Raw genomic sequence first — 19,479 nt, 5'->3', positions numbered from 1 at the left:
GGCTCTCCTTAAGCCGTGGGAGCGGAGTGAGGTTCACCCCAGCGTTTTGTTAAAGCGTTATCCAGGCCGAACTGATCCAGAATGCGCGACACAAAATGATTAATGATGTCGTCAGTGCTGGTGGGGTTGTTATAGAAGGCGGGCATTGGCGGCAGCATCATGGCACCGGCGCGGGTCAGGGCGAGCATGTTCTCAAGGTGAATGGCGTTGAGCGGCGATTCGCGGGGAACCAGCACCAGCTTGCGCTGCTCTTTCAGCGTCACGTCGGCGGCGCGGGCAATCAGGCCATCGGCGTAGCCGCAGCGGATAGCGGCCAGGGTCTTCATGCTGCACGGCACCACGATCATGCCGTCAACGCGAAAGGAGCCGCTGGAGATGGCTGCAGCCTGATCGTGCTCGCTGTAAGTCTTCGAGGCGAGAGCGATAACCTCCTGTACACTGTAGGGCGTTTCCAGTTGAATGGTGGCGCGCGCCCATTTGGAAATGATCAGATGCGTTTCGACGTCCAGATCTTTCAGCGCGGCCAGTAAACGAACGCCAATTGCAGCGCCAGTAGCGCCAGTCATGCCTACAACAAGCTTCATGCGGGTTCTCTGAATGTATTCTTTCATGTATAGTTTGAGTTCAAACTGTTTGTGTTCGAACTATATGTTTGTCGTTTTCAGGAGTCAAGAGAGTCGATGGCAGAAAATCGCGACTTAATCCTTGCCGCGCCCCTGTGGCCGCATGGCGATTGTTCATTAATGCACCTGATGCGCCGCGCAGGGCAGCACTCCACCACCTGCTGGAGCCAGTGCGTCGATACCGGGTTATCAGCTGTGCAATACGCCATACTGGTTGTACTGGCGGAAGAAACGCGCTGCGACCAGCAAACGCTGGGGAACCGCGCCGGGTTTGATAAAGCCACCGGCACCTACGTTATCGATAGGATGAGTAAGAGCGGGTTACTGACGGTGCAGACCGATCCCGCTAACCGCCGCCGCAAGCTGGTCTCCATGACGGCAGAGGGCGAAGCGATGCTGGTGCAGATGATTGAGCAGGCCAAAAGCGCCGAGAAGATGATTACCGCCGGTCTGAATACCCAGGATATCGCCGACCTGAAGCGTCTGCTGAGTAAGCTGGGGGGATTGCAGGAGCCTGATGACCATGCCTCCAACGAAACTGTCTGACAGCCACAGTGAGCCGAAGCCTGACCTGACGATCGGCTTTCTGCTGATGAAGCACTTTACGCTGGCCTCGGTGGCGGGGCTGGTAGAGTCTCTGCGCTTTGCGGCAGACGAGTCCTTCTCCAGCCGGCAGATCTTTTGCCGCTGGGAGTGGATGACCTGCGATGACCAGCCCATCACCGCCAGCTGTGGCCTGCCGGTATCGCCCACCGCGCCGCTCGATTTCGCCCGGGACTGGGATTACTTCGTGGTGGCGGGCGGGCTACTGGAAGAGACCCGCCAGCCGCCGGAGTGGCTATTGCAGGCCTTGCGGGATCTGCACGCCCGCAATATTCCCATCATCACCCTGTGTAGCGGGGCTTTTGTCGCCGGTAACGCCGGGCTACTGGACGGTCGCCACTGCGCGATCCACTTCACCACCCGCGACGAGTTCCGGCTGCGTTTCCCGAAAGCCATTCCGGTAATCGATAAAACCTACATCAAAGACGGCGGGATCATCTCCTGCCCTGGCGGTACGGCGATTGACCTGGCGGCCGATCTGATCCGCCAGCACTGCGGGTTGGTGCGCTCGCAAAAGGTGCTGAAATATCTGCTGGTGGATGAGGTGCCAACGCCGAAAGCGAAGCATAAAACGCCCCTCAGCGAACCCGATGTCTACGAGAACCCGCTGGTGACGAAGGTGATTGAGTTTATGAAGCACCATCTCGATTCGCCGGTACCGCTGGCGGAGGTTGCTGACTTTGCCGGGGTGACGTTCCGCCAGCTTAACCTGATCTTTACCCAGTGTACTGGCCACTCGGCGGCGGTCTACTGGCGGCGGATGCGCCTTGAGCAGGCGCGCAAGCTGATGGCCGACTCCAGCAACAGCATTAACGCCATTGCCACTGCCACCGGCTTCGCCGACGCCTCGCACCTGATCGCCTGGTTCCGTAAACAGTACGGTGAAACGCCCAGTTCGTTCAGAAAGCGGCGCAGGGAAGTGGAAAAACGGGTGAAAGAGTAAAGGGCCGCGATGCGGCCCTTTTTATCCAGGTTACAGTAGATGACGCTTCGCCATTGGTCCCGGCATACTCGCTTTTTGTGACGGGGTGTCATCCAGCGAGGCTGCATCGGCAAGGCTGCGGGCGTTGGTTTCCGGTGCCAGCCACCAGGAGACGGCCAGGCCCACAAAGGTGATTGCCGCGGCGATATACATGGTGGTGCCGATCCCCAGGCTCTGCAATGAGACGGGCACCAGCCAGGTACCGACGGCAGCCCCAATACGCGACAGCGACGTTCCCACACCCACGGCACAGGCGCGGATTTCCGTCGGGAAAATCTCATTCGGGTAGACCAGCTGGAGCACCTGCGCCCCGCCGATAAACAGTGCATAAGCACCAAACATCAGCAGAATGATCATCGATGGCCCGTCACGCAGCAGGCCGAGCAGCAGCAGCGCCAGCCCCGACCAGAGGAAGCTTTGCAGCAGCAGCTTGCGGCGTCCCAGGGTATTCACCAGGCGCGTAGCGATAATGCAGCCGACCACGAACAGCAGGGTGATAGCCACCGAACCGTACGACGCCCACTTCCCGCTCAGGTGCAGCGCATCCAGCACTTTCGGGGCAAAGGCATAGACCGCGAAGACCGGGATCACCGAGCAGGTCCAGAAGATGGTCACGAACGCCATGCGTTTGCCATAACCCGAGTGCAGCAGGTTGGAGAAGGAGAGGTTTTTGCTTTCCGCCTGCTCCGGCAGATTGTCCAGACCAAAATCCGGGCCATACACCCGGCGAATGATCGCTTCGGCTTCGGCGTGACGGCCTTTGCTCATCAGCCAGCGCGGGGATTCCGGGGTGCCCATACGCACCAGGAACAGCAGCGCGCCGATCACTGCTGTGCTGGCCAGCGTCAGACGCCAGGCATCCGGGCCGCCAAAGTGCAGCAGCGCTTCACCGATCATATAGGCCGCGGCAGCACCGGCAAACCACAGGATGGTGAGGGTGGCCAGGCAAGGACCGCGGTTTTTCTTCGGCAGAAACTCCACCAGGAAGGCGGTCGCCACCGGGTACTCAATGCCCACCGCCACGCCGTTTAAAAAGCGCAGGGCAAACAGCATCTCGCCGCTCTGCACCCAGTACTGCGCCACGGAGCAGATCACAAACAGCGTCGGGCCAACGAAATAGAGCATCCGTCTGCCCAGCCGGTCGGTGAGGGCGCCGCCGATAAAGCCGCCAAAGAAGATGCCGATCAGCGCAGAGGCAGCGATCAGCCCCTCCCAGAAGGCGGTTAACCCCAGCGCCGGAGAGATTTTCATCATGGCGATGCCGATAATGCTCAGTACATAGCCATCGACGAAGGAGCCGCCACCGGAGCGAATGGTCAGCAGGCGGTGAAAGCGGTTAAGTGGTACGTCTTCAACAGAAACGGTATTTGACATGGTAACTCCTGTCTTTCTCCGGCATCGTTAAATTAATGGCTTACGGGCAGGCGGTAATAAACATAAATAGCGATGGATGTTTATTAAAGCCGAGCGAGGCCGCTTTCCATTAATCAAGCGATTACGGAATAAATATAGGTCTAAGAAGATTCAAGCGTTAAATAATAGCGTGCGTTATTTCGCGTAATTCATGGCAAATACTCCTCCGCTGCAGGATGGTCGGATAAGATGTTAGTTATATTTATTATGGTGTTACTGTGTTTATTATTTTTAAGACGTTTCGTCAGATAAACGTTTTACGGCAACCGTGCGCGTTGACCACCAGCAGATAAGCGATCCGAGGCTGACCATCGCCGTCCCTTGCCAGAAAGCCAGCGTCAGGTGCGAATCCAGCATAAACGCCGCCAGCACTGCCGAGATGATCGGAATAAAGTACGACGCCGCCGCCAGCACCGTGACGTTGCCGTGCAGGATCCCCACATTCCAGGCAGCATAGCCAAAGCCCATCGCCATCGCCGCCAGCAGCAGGCTGATCCACGCGTGCCACGACAGAACAAATTCCGGCTGGGGCGAGGTGAAATATTTCACCCACAGCGTCAGCGCCGTTAAGATAAAGAACAATGTAATTCCGTTATTTCCCCGGGCGATACGTTGAGTGACCACGCAATATATGGCCCAGATCACCGCTCCGCTGAATGCCAGCCCGTAACTTAACGGATTATCCATAACGTTATTCATCATCTCTGTCAGCGAAAATCCCCCGTTGCCACCTAATACCCGGCCTATTCCGATAATGGCTAACACCACGCCGGGAATAATTAGCGGGCTGGTTTTCTGCCGGTTAACGATCACCGCCAGTAAAATCGTCATGCTCGGCCAGAGGTAATTCACCATTCCCACTTCAATGGCCTGACGCCCGCTATGGGTAAAGCCCAGCGACAGGGACAGGCACAGCTCATAGCAGACGAACAGCACGCTGCCGATGATGAGATAACTCACCGGAAACTTCTGGATCTTCGGAAAGCCAATGGTAAACAGCAGCAACACCGCGCTACAGGTGTAAATCAACGCCGCCCCGCCCACCGGGCCAAAGCCTTCGCTCACGCTTTTGATCAGGCCGACAATCGCGCTCCACAACAGGATGGCGATCAGGCCGATGAGTGTCGCTTTCTTATGGGGCATACCCGGTACCTCTGTTTACATTCTGGTCACAACCCGGCGTTGCGGTGTGGTGTTTTGTTAAATTCTGGTTAACTACAGCATTAAAACTATGCCGCCGGAAAGGCGCTGTAAATACGTCTCAGAGGGTGATAATTCGGGAATGTGATCGCTATCGGAAATTATATAGAAAATTACTACAACGAAATAATGAATTTATTTTATTGATTTATATAAGTTATTTTTAACGCATGCGTAAAAATCTCCTGTTATTACGTATTTATGTTGTATTTTTCATGTATACAAAAAATATTCCTCCATTGACCTTTCACCTGCCCGTGTGCAAATTTTTAACAAACGCAGTCCATCAGGGTTGCGTAGCAGACTGTGATGGTCGTGAATTCCCCCCTGGAGGTTATCGTGTTGACATTTGAAGGTATCTACACCCCGGCAATTACCCCTTACGCAGCCGATGGCAGCATTGATTTTGCACGCTTTTCCGAGGTGCTGGAGTCGCTGATCGAGGCCCGCGTTCACGGCATCATCATTGGTGGCTCCACGGGCGAATATTACGCGCAGAGCCAGGAAGAGCGTAAAGCGCTGGTGGAACACGCCCGTCAGGTGATTGGCACTCGCCTGCCGCTGATCGTCGGCACGGGGGCCACCCGCACCGAAGACGCGGTGGACTACGCCAAACATGCGCGTGAGATCAAAGCCGATGCCATCCTGGTCACCTCGCCACCGTATGCCCTGCCGACCGAGCTGGAAAATGCCCATCACGCGCTTACCGTGGATAAAGCCGCCCAGCTGCCGATCATGCTCTACAACTACCCGGGCCGCATGGGGATCACCATGGGCGAGACCTACTTCCGCGAAGTAAGCCGCTCACCAAACGTGGTCGCCATTAAAGAGAGTTCCGGGGATTTCAACAACCTGCACCTGCTGGCCTGCAAGTTCCCGAACATCGCGCTTTCCTGCGGCTGGGACGATCAGGCGCTGGAGTTCTTCGCCTGGGGCGCGCAAAGCTGGGTCTGTGCCGGTTCTAACTTCATTCCACGCGAACACGTGGCGCTGTATGAAGCCTGCGTGGTGGAAAAAGATTTCGCCAAAGGCCGCAAAATCATGGCCGCCATGATGCCGCTGATGAACTTCCTCGACGGTGGCAAGTTTGTGCAATCTATCCGCTACGGCTGCGAGCTGAACGGCCTGACCTCCGGCACGGTGCGCGCGCCGTTGCAGGATCTCAATGAAGAAGAGAAAGCGCAGCTGAAAGCGGTGATCACTGATGTAAAACGCAACGTCGCTGCGGCGCTGTAAGGAGGCGATATGAGTCAGCTGCACACGCTGGACGACGTAACGGCTATCGCCCGGGAGCTCTCCCTGGCGAGCAAGGCCTTTATTAACGGGCGCTTCGTCGCCGCGCAATCCGGGAAAACCCTGCCTACCACCAACCCGGCCACCGGGGAGACCCTTGGCCACATCGCCGCCTGCGACATTACCGATGTCAATGCCGCGGTGGAGGGGGCGCGCAGTGCGTTCGAGGCCGGGAGCTGGAGCAAGCGGGCACCGGGCGAACGCAAAGCGGTGCTGCTGAAACTGGCGGCGCTGATGGAGCAGGAGATCGACCAACTGGCGGTGCTGGAAAGCCTCGACAGCGGGAAACCGGTAAGCGAATGCCTGGCGGTGGACGTGCCGGAAACCATTCACGTCCTGAAGTGGCACGCAGAAGCCATCGATAAACTGTATGACCACACCGCCCCGGTCGGTAACGGCGCAATGGCGCTGGTCGTGCGCGAGCCGATTGGCGTGGTGGGGTGCGTTCTGCCCTGGAACTTCCCGCTGCTGATGCTGGCCTGGAAGATCGGCCCGGCACTGGCGGCTGGCTGCTCGGTCATCGTGAAACCGGCAGAGCAAACCTCGCTCACCGCGCTGCGGGTCGCCGACCTGGCCTTTGAGGCGGGCATCCCGGCGGGCGTGCTGAATATCGTCACCGGCACCGGTAAAGAGGTCGGGGAGCCGATTGGTCTGCACCCGGATATCGACATGGTGAGCTTTACCGGCTCCACGTCCACCGGACGACGCTTCCTGCACTATGCAGCCGAATCTAACCTCAAGAAGGTGGTGCTGGAGTGCGGCGGTAAAAACCCGGCCGTCGTCTTCGACGATGCGGGAGATCTGGCGACCGTGGCCGGACATGTGCTTAACGGCGCATTCTGGAACATGGGCGAGAACTGCTCTGCCACCTCGCGCCTGCTGGTGCAGGAAAGTGTTAAAGCGGCGTTGCTGGCCGAAATGGCAAAACAGATCGGTGACTGGCCGATGGGCAATCCTCTCGATCCGCGCAACCGGCTCGGCGCGATGGTCTCGACGGAACATTTCAGCAAGGTGAGCGGTTATCTTGATACGGCTCGCCAGGAAGGGCTGCGGATTGTGCAGGGGGGCGATACCGAGCAGGGTGCCTATGTTCAGCCAACCATTATCGACGGCGTGACGCCAGAGAGCGCACTGTTCCAGGAGGAGATCTTCGGCCCGGTGCTGTGCGTGACCACCTTCAACACCGAAGCCGAGGCTGTCGCCCTGGCGAACGATACACAGTACGGTCTGGCCGCGTCGGTCTACACCGGCAAGCTGAACCGGGCCATTCGGGTATCGCGCGCCATTCGTGCGGGTACGGTAACGGTGAACTGCTTCGGGGAAGGCGACGCCACCACGCCGTTTGGCGGCTACAAGCAGTCGGGGTTTGGCGGGCGCGATAAATCTGTCTTCGCCCTCGACCAGTACACCGAACTGAAGACCCTCTGGATTGATCTCTCTGAAGACGACGCCTGAAGCCGTGTTTAACGGTCTGGAAGAGAGAATTCATTTCTATTTCTGTCTTCTGGTGGCGGTTGGCCTGTCGAGAAAGCAGGGACGCATTTGCTCTAACCGGCAGAAAAATGCCTTTATTATGAAATGGCTAAAAAATGCCGGGCGGTTGAGGACGTTTCGCCACGTTGCCGGCAGTGAAATAGACTGGCTACGTGGGGAGATCCTGCGCCATCCACCGGATCGGGATCCAGAGCCTGTCCTGAGGCTGATCTATCTGACTGCCAGTGAAATGCGCAGAACATGATTGCCGTGGCTGATAATTTTGCTGTTGCACATCTTTATCTGTAGGTTAAGCAACATCATAGTTAAGCATCACCGGTCAATTTTCAGGAGGCGTCAATGAGAACGGGAAAGGTCGCGCTGTACGAGGATCTCAAGCGACATATTCTGACCATGGAGCTGGATCCAGACGAGCTGCTGGATGAAGCCGCGCTGACCGCGCAGTACGGCCTGTCCCGTACGCCGGTGCGCGAAATCTTCCAGCGCCTGGCAGGAGAAGGGTATCTCGAAATTGTGGAAAAACGCGGCGTGCGGGTGATCCCGATGAGTCACTCGACGCTGCGCAATTTCTTCCTGGTGGCGCCGATGATTTACGCCGCCACCGGACGCCTTGCCGTACAGCATTACAAGCCAGCGCAGTTAAAAGCGTTGAAAGAGACCCAAAAGCGATTTCGCAAAGCGGTGCAAACCCGCGATGCCGAGGCGCTGGCGCTGGAGAACAACCGTTTTCACGAGATCATGGGCGAGATGGCGGCCAATCCCTATTTGCAGCCGAGCCTGGGGCGTTTGCTGATCGACCATTGTCGTATCGGACACACCTTCTTCCGGCCGCAAAACGAGGATATGGAGCGCCGCTTACAGCTGGCCGCCGATCATCACGATGCGTTTATCGTGGCCATTGAGGCTCGTGATGAGCAGGCGGTCGTCGATCTGGTCTTTGAGCACTGGGAGCTGTCGCGGGAAAATATGGAAATTTTCATCGCTCCGCAGGGGCTAAAAGCTGACAATTTTGCGCCTTTCCAGGAGGGCGATAACCGCTAATCTTCTTGCCATAAGGCCTGCTGGCGACCGCTGACAGGCCCTCTTCTCCCATGCTGTTTTCTTTTCAGACGCCCCGCTGCGCCGGGCTTCGCACGCCTTTTTTATCATTCCGTTAACTATTTTTATACTTCATGTATACATGCGATATACATCACATATTCATTTACTCATGATGGCTAACATTGATCCCATATCAGTTGCCGGATCCTGCGGTGACGTGACGAGAACATAATCAGAGCTACCGGAGTAACCAACGTGCAAAAGATCACTTCTCTGCCTGCTGACGACGCCCTGCCGGGTTGGTATCACACCAGTCAACCGCGTACCCCGCGTCCTGCCCACGTGGGGCAAAAACATGCCCGCTGGGCGATCGTCGGTGCCGGGTTAACCGGGCTGGCGGCGGCCCGTCAGCTGGCGCTAAATTTTCCGAATGATGAAGTGGTGCTGATTGAAGCGCAGGACGTGGGTTTCGGATCCTCCGGGCGCAACGCCGGTTTTGCCATTGATGTGCCGCACGATATCGGGGCCAAGGACTATATCGGTGACGTCACCACCGCCAATTTGATCCTCAAACTCAACACCCTCGGGCAGAACTACCTGCGCGGGATCGTGAAAGAGCACGGTATCGCGTGCCAGATGACCAAATCCGGTAAATATCAGGCCGCGGTGGGGGAGAAGGGGGTCGCGATTCTGGAGGCCTACCGCAGCGGGCTGGAGAAAATTGGCCGCCACGCAGAGATGATCCCCGGAAAGGATCTGCCGGACCATATCGGCACCTCTTACTACCAGCAGGCGCTCTACATTCCGGGCACCATTCTGCTCCAGCCGTCGGCGCTGGTGAAAGGCCTGGCGGACAACCTGCCGTCGAACGTCACGCTGTATGAAAATACCCCCATCACCTCCATTGACTATGGCGACAAAGTGACGCTGGTGCATGCTCAGGGCACCATTACCGCCGACACGCTGATTCTGGCGAATAACGCCTTTGCCGCCCATTTTGGTTTTCTGCGCGGGCGCCTGCTGCCAACCTTCCTCTATGGCAGCCTGACTCGCCCTCTGACTGCTGAAGAGCAGGCGCAGCTCGGCGGCAAGCCGGTATGGGGCGTTATTCCGGCGCACCCGTTTGGCAGCACCGTGCGCCGCACGGTCGATAACCGCATCCTGATGCGTAACAGCTTTAGCTTCCATCCCGATGGCCGCCCACGGGAAAAGCAGCTGAAGCACAATATTGAAACCCACCGTAAATCGTTCGAGCGTCGCTTCCCGATGCTGAGTAAGGTCGATTTCGAATACTCCTGGAGCGGGGCCATCTGCCTGTCGGACAACCACGAGGGCTTCTTTGGTCAGCTGGCACCGAACGTCTATGGCGCGCTGTGCTGTAATGGTCTGGGAATTACCCGCGGCACCGCCACCGGCAAACTGCTGGCGGATATGATCGCCGGAGAGCGCAACGAGCTGATCGATTTTCTGGTGGCATCGCCAGGCCCGAACAGAACTCCGCCGGAGCCGTTCCTGTCAATGGGGGTGAATTCGGTGTTGAAATGGGGCCAGTTCCGCGCCGGGCTGGAGGTGTAACGACATCCTGCCCTCTTCCTTGAGGGAGAGGGCCAGAGTAAGGGATTACTCTACTGTGGGCCTGGCCACGCTTGCCATCATAAGTGGCTGTCAATCAGGGGCCAAAATCGCCAGGCCGCCAGCAGCAGCACGACGTTAAGTATCACCGTGATCATAAAGTAGGTCTTAAACGGCTGTTTCTGGGTTTTATGCCGAAAGAGCTGCTGGCCGAGGATCGCTCCCGGCCATCCACCCACCACCCCAAAGATCAGCAGTGTCGCCTCAGGGACCCGCCGCCAGGCCTTGCGTGCCGCCAGCTTGTCAGCGCCATAGATAACCAGCGTCAGTGCGCTGACGAGCACAAACCACATTGCCAAAGGGTGCGGCAGCAGGGCGCTGCCCGCAGCGGTAAAGGCCAGAAGAACGTAACAGAAGTAATTGAGATTCATAAGGCGGCAACGGCATCAGGGAAGGAGAGGGGGCAATGATAGCCCCTCACTCCGCCTCAAGCATCCCGAAACTGACAATCCTTGAGCGCCCCAGCTCCTTCGCCCGGTACAGCGCCACATCCGCGGCGCGCAGCAGGTTGTCGCTTTGGGCGTGCTGCGGATAGCTGGCAATGCCGATGGAAACATCCACCGTGCCAATCTCCGTTAACTCATACCGCAGCGCCAGGCTGCGCACGTTGGTCTGGATTTCGGAGGCGCAGGCAAACGCCGCCGCGTCATCTGCGCCCGGCAGCAGGATCAGGAACTCTTCCCCGCCATAGCGGAACGGCATTCCCTTGTCGCCTACCGCACGCTGCACCACCGTCGCCACGCTTTTAATCACCAGATCGCCCGCATCATGACCAAACTTGTCATTAATGGCTTTGAAGTGGTCGATATCGATCATCAGGCAACTGACCGGCTGACCGGTGTGCTGCGCCTGGCCGAGCTGCGTGCGCAGGGCGTCATCCAGATGATGCCGGTTGCGCAGATTGGTCAGCGGATCGAATAACGCTTTCTCCAGCAGGGCATCGCGCAGGCGCTGGTTAGCCAGCGCCAGGCCAAGGGCTTCGGCCATCAGTTCCAGATAGGCGCGGGACGGTGCCCGTTCCCGGGTGACATTCTGGAATGAGAGCAGGCCGATGGTCTCGCCCTGGGCAATCAGCGGTACGCAGAGCGAATGGTCGGCGCAAGCGTCTGGCAGGTGATAGCAGGTGATGTCCGGCTCGCCGGTCACCGGCGGATGGCTTTGCCCGCGGCGCACCGCCCAGCACTGGTCGGGGTGGAAGGGTTCGGCTTCGCCTTGCGGGTCGAGCCATTCGGCGGCACAGTGCATCTGCCACGGCTCCCGCTCCAGGAGCCAGAGCCGTCCGGGGACGCCCGGGGCAATGCCAGGCGCGAACAGCCGGGCCACGTTCAGGACATCCTCGACGGACTCGCAGCCCTGTAGCCGCTGGGTCATTCGCGCCAGCAGTTCCCGGATCGCCCAGTCGGCATCACGCTCCTGTTCCAGCCGTTGCCGCACCAGGCCGTTTTCGCGAAAAATACGGATCGCCTGCGCCATGTCGCCAATCTCATCGATCTGGCGGTAGTCTGGTGCTTCCACCGCATAATCCTGCGAGGCCAGCCGGTTGACCACATCGCTCAGGCGCACCACCGGGCGCAGCACCCGGCGTTTGAGGATAAAACCGAGAACAAACAAAAACATCAGCGCGGTCAGGCCGACCATCACTTCAGAGAGCGTCCGCAGCCCGCGCGATTTTACCGTGGCATCGTCAATGGCCGCGTCGGTACGTCTGTCGAGCATCTGACGAAAATGGTCGAGCTGATTCTGAACCTGCTCCAGTTCGCTCTCATAACGCTCGCCATAAATCAGCCCGATGGCCTGAGATTGCTGCCCGCCTTTCACACTCGCGATGGCGCTCTGCTGTTCATCCTGCAGGGCATCGGCCACGGTTAACCCTTCGTGCAGCAGCGCCAGCTCATCATCACTGGCACCCGCGTCCCGCAACTTTTGCAGGCGATGCTCAATCCCGACCATCGCTTGTGCTTTCTGACGGTACTGGTCGGCTACCGCAGGATCCTGTTTGATGACGTACAGCCGCGCAAGGTCGGAGAGCGCCCAGGCGTCGGCCTCCACCTCTTCGGTGAGCTGATCGAACACATAGCGCTGTTCAACGGCCTGCCGCTCAACCTTTTCGGCGTTGGAGGCCATCAACATGGCCACGCCGGAAGCGAGGGTCAGGCAGACGGTGGCGCCGTATGCCCAGTTAGTGATAGTCGCGATACGCACGGCGTATTCCTTTTAGGTCGCGATAGCGTCTATAGGATGATAATGCTTGTTATTCATAAGTCTCGAGAATTTTTCCCCTCTTCGATAATCGCATCGTCAATCTCTTCGGCATTACCGGCATGATCGCGACCCGAGAGCAGATTCCAGGAGGCAATAAACAGCGCGGCGATGAGCGGGCCAATGACAAAGCCGTTGATGCCGTAAATCTCCATCCCGCCGAGGGTAGTGATCAGAATCAGGTAATCGGGCATTTTGGTGTCTTTCCCCACCAGCAGCGGACGCAGCAGGTTATCCACCAGCCCTACCACCAGCACAAAGAACCCGACAATAAACAGGCCCTGCCATAGCTGGTGGGTGGCGAAGAGGTAAATGGCCGCCGGGACCCAGACAATGGCCGAGCCGACCGCCGGGATCAGTGACAGAAACGCGATCAGCGCGCCCCACAAAATGCTGCCGTTAATTCCGACGACCCAGAAGGCGATGCCGCCCAGCAAACCCTGCACTAACGCCACGACGGCGGTGCCTTTTACCGTCGCTCTGGCGACGCCGGCAAATTTGGCAAACAGATGCTGTTTGGCGAAATTCGACAGCGGCAGGCTGTCGAGGATCTGGCGCATCAACCAGGGGCCATCTTTCAGCAGGAAAAACAGCAGATAGACCATGACGCCGAAGCTGATGGCGAAGCCAAAGGTCCCTTTACCAATCAGGAACGCGCTGCCGGCAAGGTATTGCCCGCCTCTTAACGCCGCCTCAGAGAGCTTCTGCTGGATCTGCGTGGCGGTATCCAGGTCGTGCTCGATCATCAGCGCGCGCACCCAGTCAGGCAGATGCGAGAACAGACTCGCGAACACCCCGGAAAACTGGGTGTCGTTCTGCTGCAGGCGCGTGTAAACAATATTGAGTTCAAAGGCCAGGGAGGAAAAGATCACCATCAGGGGAATAAAGACGATCAGGCAGATAAGCAGTACGCTCAACAGCGACGCCAGCCCGTTACGATCGCCCATCCGAATACGCAGTGTGTTTTTGACCGGGTAGAAAATCACTGCCAGGATCGCGGCCCACAGGATCGCCGAAAAGTAGGGCGACAGCACATCAAAAAACGCCCAGGTGACAATCAGGAGTATGAGAATGAAAAACCCTTTGGTCAGTCCGTTAAATCGCATTAGCTCATCCTTTATTAATGAAACACTACGACTATAGAGTGTTTTGCATGAATTAACATTCTCATGCTTTCGTAGGGGACGATTGCCCGGCGACGATGCGCTCGCGCCGGCCTGGAGAAGCAGCCCTACGCACGCCGGGTATGACAACACCGCCATCCGGCAGCAGGCCGCAACGCCCGGCAGTTTAGCGGATAAAAAACAGATCCTACTTTCGCCTGACCGACGAACCGGCCTGTGCGGCACATGCTGTAAGTATCGACTTGCAGGAGGTGTCTTATGGCATGGCGACCCTATCTTTACGTCATTTACACGGTTCGACCCCGGCTGAGCGCCCGTCGCGCGCGTCTTCGTCTGGTGCATGGCTAGCAATTTGTTAACAATCGCGGTATAAACACACCTTCTTTTGGATGTTTAGATGTCCATACGTATAGAAGGTGATATGCAAACACAACAAAACGGGCAGCTACAGCGCACCATGAAGACCCGCCACCTGATCATGCTCTCCCTTGGCGGCGTGATTGGCACCGGGCTGTTTTTTAATACGGGTTACATTATTTCGACCACGGGCGCAGCGGGAACGCTGCTGGCCTATCTGATCGGCGCGCTGGTGGTCTGGCTGGTGATGCAGTGCCTGGGCGAGCTCTCGGTAGCGATGCCGGAGACCGGCGCTTTTCACGTCTATGCCGCGCGCTATCTCGGCCCGGCGACCGGTTACACCGTGGCGTGGCTCTACTGGCTCACCTGGACGGTGGCGCTGGGATCGAGCTTTACCGCCGCCGGATTCTGCATGCAGTACTGGTTCCCGCAGGTGCCCGTCTGGGTGTGGTGCGTGGTCTTTTGCGCGGTCATTTTCGCCCTCAACGTCATTTCGACCCGCTTCTTTGCCGAAGGGGAGTTCTGGTTCTCGCTGGTGAAGGTCATTACCATCATCGCCTTTATCCTCCTCGGCGGGGCGGCAATCTTTGGTTTTATCCCGATGCAGGACGGTTCCGCAGCGCCCGGGCTGGCGAACATCACCGCCGAAGGCTGGTTCCCGCATGGCGGTCTGCCGATCCTGATGACGATGGTGGCGGTTAACTTTGCCTTCTCAGGCACCGAGCTTATCGGTATCGCCGCCGGGGAAACTGAAAACCCGCACAAGGTCATTCCGGTGGCGATCCGCACCACCATTGCCCGCCTGATCATCTTCTTTATCGGCACCGTATTCGTGCTGGCGGCGCTGATCCCCATGCAGCAGGCCGGGGTGGAAAAAAGTCCGTTCGTGCTGGTGTTTGAGAAGGTCGGCATTCCGTATGCGGCGGATATCGTTAACTTTGTGATCCTGACGGCGATCCTCTCGGCGGCCAACTCCGGGCTGTATGCCTCGGGGCGGATGCTGTGGTCCCTGTCGAACGAGAAAACCCTGCCGCGCTGCTTTGCCCGGGTGAACAAAAACGGCGTGCCGCTGACGGCGCTGTCGGTGTCGATGCTCGGCGGCGTGCTGGCGCTCTTCTCCAGCGTGGTCGCCCCGGACACGGTGTTTGTTGCGCTGTCGGCCATTTCGGGCTTTGCGGTGGTGGCAGTGTGGATCAGCATCTGCGCCTCGCACTTTGTCTTCCGCCGTCGTCATCTGCAGGCCGGGAAACCGCTCGGCGATCTGCACTACCGCGCCCCCTGGTATCCGTTGGTGCCGGTGCTGGGCTTTATCCTGTGCCTGGTGGCCTGCGTCGGCCTGGCGTTTGACCCGAGCCAGCGTATTGCCCTTTACTGTGGGCTGCCGTTTGTGGCGCTGTGCTATGGCGCGTACTACCTTACTCAACATCTGAAAACGCAGGAGCCTGAACATGTCGCAGAATAATCCGCTTACCGCCCTCCTGGAAACCCAGCCGTTTGTGGTGCTGGACGGGGCGATGGCAACGGAACTGGAAGCGCGCGGTTGTAACCTGACCGACAGCCTGTGGTCGGCCAAAGTGTTAATGGAAAACCCGGAGTTGATCCGCGACGTCCACCTCGATTACTTCCGCGCCGGGGCGCAGGTGGCGATCACCGCCAGCTACCAGGCCACGCCGGACGGGTTTGCCGCCCGCGGGCTGGACGAGGCGCAGTCCCGGGCGCTGATTGGTAAAAGTGTTGAACTGGCGCGTAAGGCACGCGAGGCGTATCTGGCAGAAAATCCGCAGGCGGGTGCGCTGCTGGTGGCCGGTTCGGTCGGGCCGTATGGTGCCTATCTGGCTGACGGATCGGAGTACCGGGGCGACTATACGCGTAGCGCTGAGGTGTTCGCCGCGTTTCACCGCCCACGAGTGGAAGCGCTGCTGGATGCCGGGGCTGACCTGCTGGCCTGCGAAACCCTGCCGTCGTTTGCTGAAATTAAGGCCCTGGCCGATCTGCTGACTGCTTACCCGCGCGCCCGGGCGTGGTTCTCGTTCACCCTGCGCGACAGCGAGCACCTGAGCGACGGCACCCCGCTGCGCGACGTGGTCGCTGCGCTGGCACATTACCCGCAGGTGATTGCCGTGGGCATTAACTGTATTGCCCTTGAGAACACCACCGCCGCGCTGCAACATCTGCAAAGCCTGACCGCGCTGCCGCTGGTGGTCTATCCGAACTCGGGTGAACACTACGATGCGGTCAGCAAAACCTGGCACCATCACGGCGAAGCCTGTGAAACGCTGGCGGGCTATCTGCCGCAGTGGCTGGGGGCAGGGGCGAAGCTGATCGGCGGGTGCTGCCGGACGACACCGAAGGATATTGCGGATCTGAACGCACAGCGGTAATAAAATGTCGTGACTTCTCCCTCTCATAGGACCGCGCCCCGGTAGATGCAACCACGGAGATTAGGGGCGCGCTGACTGCGGCCAGGACAATATGCGGAAATGTGAGCGTGTGCCTGGCCTGATCCTTGAAGGATGGGCTGAATAAGGGCAGAACGAATGTAAAAGGCCGGAATGTCCGCTTTGTGCCAGAAGCGGACGTTCACGTCCGTTCCTGAAATATTGGCCCGATAATTCAGCGTTACATTTTCCGGTTAATACGCAACGCATCCACAACGAGTGAAAAAGCCGGAGAGGGTTGTTTACGGCTGGGATAATAAAGATAGTAACCGGGAAAAGGACGGCACCATTCTTCAAGTACGCGGATCAGTTTTCCTTCCTGTAGATGTGTGCCGAACTCCTCTTCAGGTAAAAAGGCAATGCCCAGTCCGGCAAGCGCGGCATCAACGACGTGTTCCGATGTGTTAAACGTCAGTTGGCCTTCAACCCGAACGTGAAATTTGCCGTTTTCCTGCTCAAACTCCCAGGCGTAGATTTTCCCCGATTGAACCATGCGCTCATTAATACAGCAGTGTTGCATCAGATCGCGTGGCGTCTGAGGAGCGGCGCACCGGGCGAAATACTCAGGGGAAGCTACAGCCGCCATGCGCAGTTTCGGGCCAATGGGTACGGCTATCATATCTTTGTCGATAGTGTCTCCTAGCCGCACGCCGGCATCGAAACGATCCGCAACGATATCCCGGAACCCGTGGTTGGCATCAAACTCAATATGAATATCCGGATATTCGCGTAACAGTGGTGTCAGCTTTGGCAGCAGCGTGGTCTTCAGAACATTAGGTCCACAAGTAATACGGACTGTCCCCGCAGGTTTATCACGCAGTGCCGTCAGCATGTCCAGCTCGGCTTCAATCTCATCAATACGATGGCCCACAGACTGCAGCAGTCGCTCTCCGGCAGCCGTCACTGACACACTGCGCGTGGTCCTTGTCAGCAGGCGGATTTGCATCCGTTCTTCCAGCCCGGAAATCGCCTGGCTCAGTGCGGGCTGGGTCACCCCAAGCTGCGCGGCTGCGCGCGTAAAGCTGCCCTCACGCGCCACGGTGACGAAAGAGAGTAAGTCGTTGAGATTGCGTCTGGCCATGATTGTTTCCGGTCTATTTATAAATTTTACTTATAAGGTCATTAAGGATTCATTAGCTAGTTAACCCACCGCATATTGGTAACAATAATGCGATGAAAAAGTCAACGCTAACCCTTATGCAAAACGCTTACCGCAGAACGTCACTGTTGCTGCTCCTTGCCGGCCTGCTTTTCGTCACGCAGTCCGCAATGGCGGGTGACAACGACCAGGGAGTCGTTCAGGAGACGCTTGTGAAAATTGAGATCATTGTGGAGGGAGAAACCGCCACCGCCACCCTCTTTGATACGCCGACAGGCCGGGACTTTGCGTCTCTGCTTCCCCTCAGCCTGACGCTGGAAGACTATGCCGATATCGAGCGCATAAGCAACTTGCCGCGCAGGCTTTCTACGGCACAGGCACCGGACGGTATGACGCCGGAAGCCGGAGATATCACTTACTACGCGCCCTGGGGCAACCTGGCGATTTTTGCCCGGGGCAGGGATTACGCCCGTTCACTGATCCCGTTAGGGAAAGTGGATTCCGGACTGCCGGTCCTGCAGCGCCACGGACCTCTTGCGGTGCAGATCAGGGTCGCCAACTGACCCACAGCATCTTCCGCACCGCGATTATTCCTCTTATCACCGTCCCGCCCCCGTATGCCGTTTCAGCTCCTCCTGCAGTGCTGAAGGCTTCGCGGAGGAGACTTCATGTTATCTACTGAAAAGAAATCCCTGAATGAGTAATAAGACAGACGAGAACAGAAAAAAAACCACCGGAAGCGGGAAACATCCCGCGCACTGGAGTGGTGTCTTTGCCATGACGCTGTGCGTCTTCGCCCTGATCGCCTCCGAATTTATGCCGGTCAGCCTCCTGACACCGATGGCGCAGACCATGCATGTCACCGAAGGCATGGCCGGACAGGGCATCGCCATTTCCGGGGCATTTGCCGTGGTAACCAGTCTGTTTATTTCCGTGCTGGCAGGCACGCTTAACCGGAAAACGCTGCTGCTCGGCCTGACCTGCATTATGGCGATTTCCGGTGCTGTTATTGCGATGGCACCCAATTACCTGACCTACATGGCGGGCAGGTCACTGATTGGCATTGTGGTCGGCGGGTTCTGGTCGATGTCGGCCGCGACGGCAATGCGTCTGGTCCCGGTGCACCGTGTTCCGCTGGCTCTGGCTATTTTCAACAGCGGCAATGCTCTGGCTACCGTCGTGGCTGCCCCTCTGGGCAGCTGGCTCGGATCGGTGGTTGGCTGGCGGGGTGCCTTCTTCTGCCTGGTGCCGGTCGCCATCATCGCGTTTGTCTGGCAATTACTCAGTCTGCCTTCCATGCCGGTCACCCGTCAGGCCGCGGCTTCCCGCAACGTATTCATGCTGTTTCGTCGCCGGGTGGTCACGCTGGGCATGCTGGGTGTGGGGATCTTCTTTATGGGGCAATTCACGCTCTTTACCTACATCAGGCCTTTCCTTGAGACGGTGACGCGGGTGGATGCTGCAACGGTGACCCTGGTCCTGCTGGTTATTGGTGTCGCGGGTTTCATCGGCACTACCCTGATTGGCCGGGTGCTGAAACGCGGGTTCTACCCGACCCTGATGGCCATCCCGGTGCTGATGGCCATCACTGCGCTGGCACTGATTGCCTTCGGCAGTGATGTAGCCATCGTGACGGCGCTGCTCGGGCTGTGGGGGCTGATTTCCACTGCCGCACCGGTGGGATGGTGGGCATGGGTTCCGCGTACTTTCCCGCAGAATGCCGAAGCGGGCGGCGGACTGATGGTGGCGATGGTGCAGCTGTCCATTGCCCTCGGTTCGACGGTGGGCGGCCTGCTTTTCGACCATCACGGCTACCAGAGCACCTTCCTGGCCAGCGCCGCGATGCTGATTATCGCAACCGTACTGATCTTTTTGACCTCGCGGGCAGACACTTCTGCCGCAGACCATTCATAAACCCAGG

Annotated in this window: 18 protein-coding genes; 11 read left to right on the top strand and 7 right to left on the bottom strand. The window is 58.2% G+C overall.

The genetic code is table 11. From position 1 onward, the window contains the following. Positions 1 to 8 precede the first annotated feature (8 nt). A complete protein-coding gene (locus tag ABIE02_RS17460; RefSeq protein WP_059308663.1) occupies positions 9 to 584 on the bottom strand; it encodes a non-oxidative hydroxyarylic acid decarboxylases subunit B in 576 nt (191 codons plus the stop codon). A 96-nt stretch (positions 585 to 680) separates the two neighbouring features. Between ABIE02_RS17460 and ABIE02_RS17455 the strand changes: the two genes are divergently transcribed. Next, positions 681 to 1,169: a MarR family winged helix-turn-helix transcriptional regulator gene (locus ABIE02_RS17455; RefSeq protein WP_059308662.1), complete on the top strand. Its 489-nt coding sequence runs from the start codon at positions 681 to 683 to the stop codon at positions 1,167 to 1,169. Then, entirely contained in the window at positions 1,141 to 2,169 is a 1,029-nt protein-coding gene (locus ABIE02_RS17450; RefSeq protein ID WP_371320503.1) for a GlxA family transcriptional regulator, read from the top strand. Before ABIE02_RS17455 ends, ABIE02_RS17450 begins: the two co-directional genes overlap by 29 nt. Positions 2,170 to 2,199: 30 nt before the next feature. On the opposite strand, the gene ABIE02_RS17445 is transcribed toward ABIE02_RS17450, so the two are convergent. Then, the gene (locus ABIE02_RS17445) at positions 2,200 to 3,582 is read right to left on the bottom strand and encodes an MFS transporter (protein ID WP_077227826.1); all 1,383 of its coding nucleotides are present in this window, start codon (positions 3,580 to 3,582) and stop codon (positions 2,200 to 2,202) included. A gap of 270 nt (positions 3,583 to 3,852) precedes the next feature. After that, positions 3,853 to 4,764: an aromatic amino acid DMT transporter YddG gene (yddG, locus tag ABIE02_RS17440; RefSeq protein WP_032616729.1), complete on the bottom strand. Its 912-nt coding sequence runs from the start codon at positions 4,762 to 4,764 to the stop codon at positions 3,853 to 3,855. 396 nt (positions 4,765 to 5,160) lie between these two features. Here yddG and ABIE02_RS17435 point away from each other — a divergent pair, with 396 nt between their 5' ends. The 5 genes from ABIE02_RS17435 to ABIE02_RS17415 all read left to right on the top strand — a co-directional run bounded on the left by ABIE02_RS17435 (position 5,161) and on the right by ABIE02_RS17415 (position 10,224). Next, the gene (locus tag ABIE02_RS17435; protein WP_144883453.1) at positions 5,161 to 6,057 is read left to right on the top strand and encodes a dihydrodipicolinate synthase family protein; all 897 of its coding nucleotides are present in this window, start codon (positions 5,161 to 5,163) and stop codon (positions 6,055 to 6,057) included. Between the two features lie 9 nt (positions 6,058 to 6,066). Continuing rightward, on the top strand, positions 6,067 to 7,569 hold the full coding sequence (locus ABIE02_RS17430) for an aldehyde dehydrogenase (protein ID WP_336994864.1): 1,503 nt from the start codon (positions 6,067 to 6,069) through the stop codon (positions 7,567 to 7,569). 4 nt (positions 7,570 to 7,573) lie between these two features. After that, the gene (locus ABIE02_RS17425) at positions 7,574 to 7,852 is read left to right on the top strand and encodes a hypothetical protein (protein WP_072010765.1); all 279 of its coding nucleotides are present in this window, start codon (positions 7,574 to 7,576) and stop codon (positions 7,850 to 7,852) included. Positions 7,853 to 7,947: 95 nt separating this feature from the next. Beyond that, positions 7,948 to 8,649, top strand: a complete 702-nt coding sequence (locus ABIE02_RS17420; protein WP_032616732.1) for a GntR family transcriptional regulator — start codon at positions 7,948 to 7,950, stop codon at positions 8,647 to 8,649. Between the two features lie 255 nt (positions 8,650 to 8,904). Further along, positions 8,905 to 10,224 carry an NAD(P)/FAD-dependent oxidoreductase gene (locus ABIE02_RS17415; protein ID WP_336994863.1) on the top strand — a complete coding sequence of 440 codons (1,320 nt, stop codon included), beginning with the start codon at positions 8,905 to 8,907 and terminating at the stop codon, positions 10,222 to 10,224. A gap of 77 nt (positions 10,225 to 10,301) precedes the next feature. On the opposite strand, the gene ABIE02_RS17410 is transcribed toward ABIE02_RS17415, so the two are convergent. The 3 genes from ABIE02_RS17410 to ABIE02_RS17400 are packed head-to-tail and all read right to left on the bottom strand — an operon-like array spanning position 10,302 to position 13,646. After that, positions 10,302 to 10,652, bottom strand: coding sequence for a DUF1294 domain-containing protein (locus ABIE02_RS17410; RefSeq protein ID WP_032616734.1), 351 nt, complete (start codon positions 10,650 to 10,652; stop codon positions 10,302 to 10,304). 46 nt (positions 10,653 to 10,698) lie between these two features. Further along, a complete protein-coding gene (locus tag ABIE02_RS17405) occupies positions 10,699 to 12,483 on the bottom strand; it encodes a diguanylate cyclase (RefSeq protein WP_059308659.1) in 1,785 nt (594 codons plus the stop codon). Positions 12,484 to 12,536: 53 nt separating this feature from the next. Next, positions 12,537 to 13,646 (bottom strand): AI-2E family transporter, encoded by a 1,110-nt coding sequence (locus tag ABIE02_RS17400; protein ID WP_032616736.1) that lies wholly within the window; start codon positions 13,644 to 13,646, stop codon positions 12,537 to 12,539. A 439-nt stretch (positions 13,647 to 14,085) separates the two neighbouring features. Here ABIE02_RS17400 and mmuP point away from each other — a divergent pair, with 439 nt between their 5' ends. Both mmuP and mmuM read left to right on the top strand, forming a co-directional pair. Then, complete coding sequence (gene mmuP, locus ABIE02_RS17395; protein WP_059308658.1) at positions 14,086 to 15,483, top strand: S-methylmethionine permease; 1,398 nt, start codon at positions 14,086 to 14,088, stop codon at positions 15,481 to 15,483. Beyond that, positions 15,470 to 16,402 carry a homocysteine S-methyltransferase gene (mmuM, locus tag ABIE02_RS17390; RefSeq protein ID WP_270735676.1) on the top strand — a complete coding sequence of 311 codons (933 nt, stop codon included), beginning with the start codon at positions 15,470 to 15,472 and terminating at the stop codon, positions 16,400 to 16,402. The genes mmuP and mmuM overlap by 14 nt, the downstream gene beginning before the upstream one ends. A gap of 238 nt (positions 16,403 to 16,640) precedes the next feature. Here mmuM and ABIE02_RS17385 read toward each other — a convergent pair whose 3' ends face one another. Then, positions 16,641 to 17,540 (bottom strand): LysR family transcriptional regulator, encoded by a 900-nt coding sequence (locus tag ABIE02_RS17385; RefSeq protein WP_059308656.1) that lies wholly within the window; start codon positions 17,538 to 17,540, stop codon positions 16,641 to 16,643. Positions 17,541 to 17,656: 116 nt separating this feature from the next. Between ABIE02_RS17385 and ABIE02_RS17380 the strand changes: the two genes are divergently transcribed. Both ABIE02_RS17380 and ABIE02_RS17375 read left to right on the top strand, forming a co-directional pair. Next, positions 17,657 to 18,121: a cyclophilin-like fold protein gene (locus tag ABIE02_RS17380; RefSeq protein ID WP_336994862.1), complete on the top strand. Its 465-nt coding sequence runs from the start codon at positions 17,657 to 17,659 to the stop codon at positions 18,119 to 18,121. A gap of 133 nt (positions 18,122 to 18,254) precedes the next feature. After that, complete coding sequence (locus tag ABIE02_RS17375) at positions 18,255 to 19,472, top strand: MFS transporter (RefSeq protein ID WP_103791808.1); 1,218 nt, start codon at positions 18,255 to 18,257, stop codon at positions 19,470 to 19,472. Positions 19,473 to 19,479 lie beyond the last annotated feature (7 nt).

Origin of the sequence: Leclercia sp. 1548 (assembly GCF_050435045.1) — a bacterium.
Lineage (GTDB): Bacteria > Pseudomonadota > Gammaproteobacteria > Enterobacterales > Enterobacteriaceae > Enterobacter > Enterobacter adecarboxylatus.
Note: the sequence above shows the minus strand (reverse complement) of the source record. Positions and strands in the feature narration are given on the sequence as shown.

What these genes read in the sequence shown, in the direction of transcription:
- ABIE02_RS17460 (WP_059308663.1), bottom strand. Translation starts at nt 584, where the DNA reads ATGAAGCTTGTTGTAGGCATGACTGGCGCTACTGGCGCTGCAATTGGC.
- ABIE02_RS17455 (WP_059308662.1), top strand. Translation starts at nt 681, where the DNA reads ATGGCAGAAAATCGCGACTTAATCCTTGCCGCGCCCCTGTGGCCGCAT.
- ABIE02_RS17450 (WP_371320503.1), top strand. Translation starts at nt 1,141, where the DNA reads ATGACCATGCCTCCAACGAAACTGTCTGACAGCCACAGTGAGCCGAAG.
- ABIE02_RS17445 (WP_077227826.1), bottom strand. Translation starts at nt 3,582, where the DNA reads ATGTCAAATACCGTTTCTGTTGAAGACGTACCACTTAACCGCTTTCAC.
- yddG (WP_032616729.1), bottom strand. Translation starts at nt 4,764, where the DNA reads ATGCCCCATAAGAAAGCGACACTCATCGGCCTGATCGCCATCCTGTTG.
- ABIE02_RS17430 (WP_336994864.1), top strand. Translation starts at nt 6,067, where the DNA reads ATGAGTCAGCTGCACACGCTGGACGACGTAACGGCTATCGCCCGGGAG.
- ABIE02_RS17420 (WP_032616732.1), top strand. Translation starts at nt 7,948, where the DNA reads ATGAGAACGGGAAAGGTCGCGCTGTACGAGGATCTCAAGCGACATATT.
- ABIE02_RS17410 (WP_032616734.1), bottom strand. Translation starts at nt 10,652, where the DNA reads ATGAATCTCAATTACTTCTGTTACGTTCTTCTGGCCTTTACCGCTGCG.
- ABIE02_RS17400 (WP_032616736.1), bottom strand. Translation starts at nt 13,646, where the DNA reads ATGCGATTTAACGGACTGACCAAAGGGTTTTTCATTCTCATACTCCTG.
- mmuP (WP_059308658.1), top strand. Translation starts at nt 14,086, where the DNA reads ATGCAAACACAACAAAACGGGCAGCTACAGCGCACCATGAAGACCCGC.
- mmuM (WP_270735676.1), top strand. Translation starts at nt 15,470, where the DNA reads ATGTCGCAGAATAATCCGCTTACCGCCCTCCTGGAAACCCAGCCGTTT.
- ABIE02_RS17385 (WP_059308656.1), bottom strand. Translation starts at nt 17,540, where the DNA reads ATGGCCAGACGCAATCTCAACGACTTACTCTCTTTCGTCACCGTGGCG.
- ABIE02_RS17380 (WP_336994862.1), top strand. Translation starts at nt 17,657, where the DNA reads ATGCAAAACGCTTACCGCAGAACGTCACTGTTGCTGCTCCTTGCCGGC.
- ABIE02_RS17375 (WP_103791808.1), top strand. Translation starts at nt 18,255, where the DNA reads ATGAGTAATAAGACAGACGAGAACAGAAAAAAAACCACCGGAAGCGGG.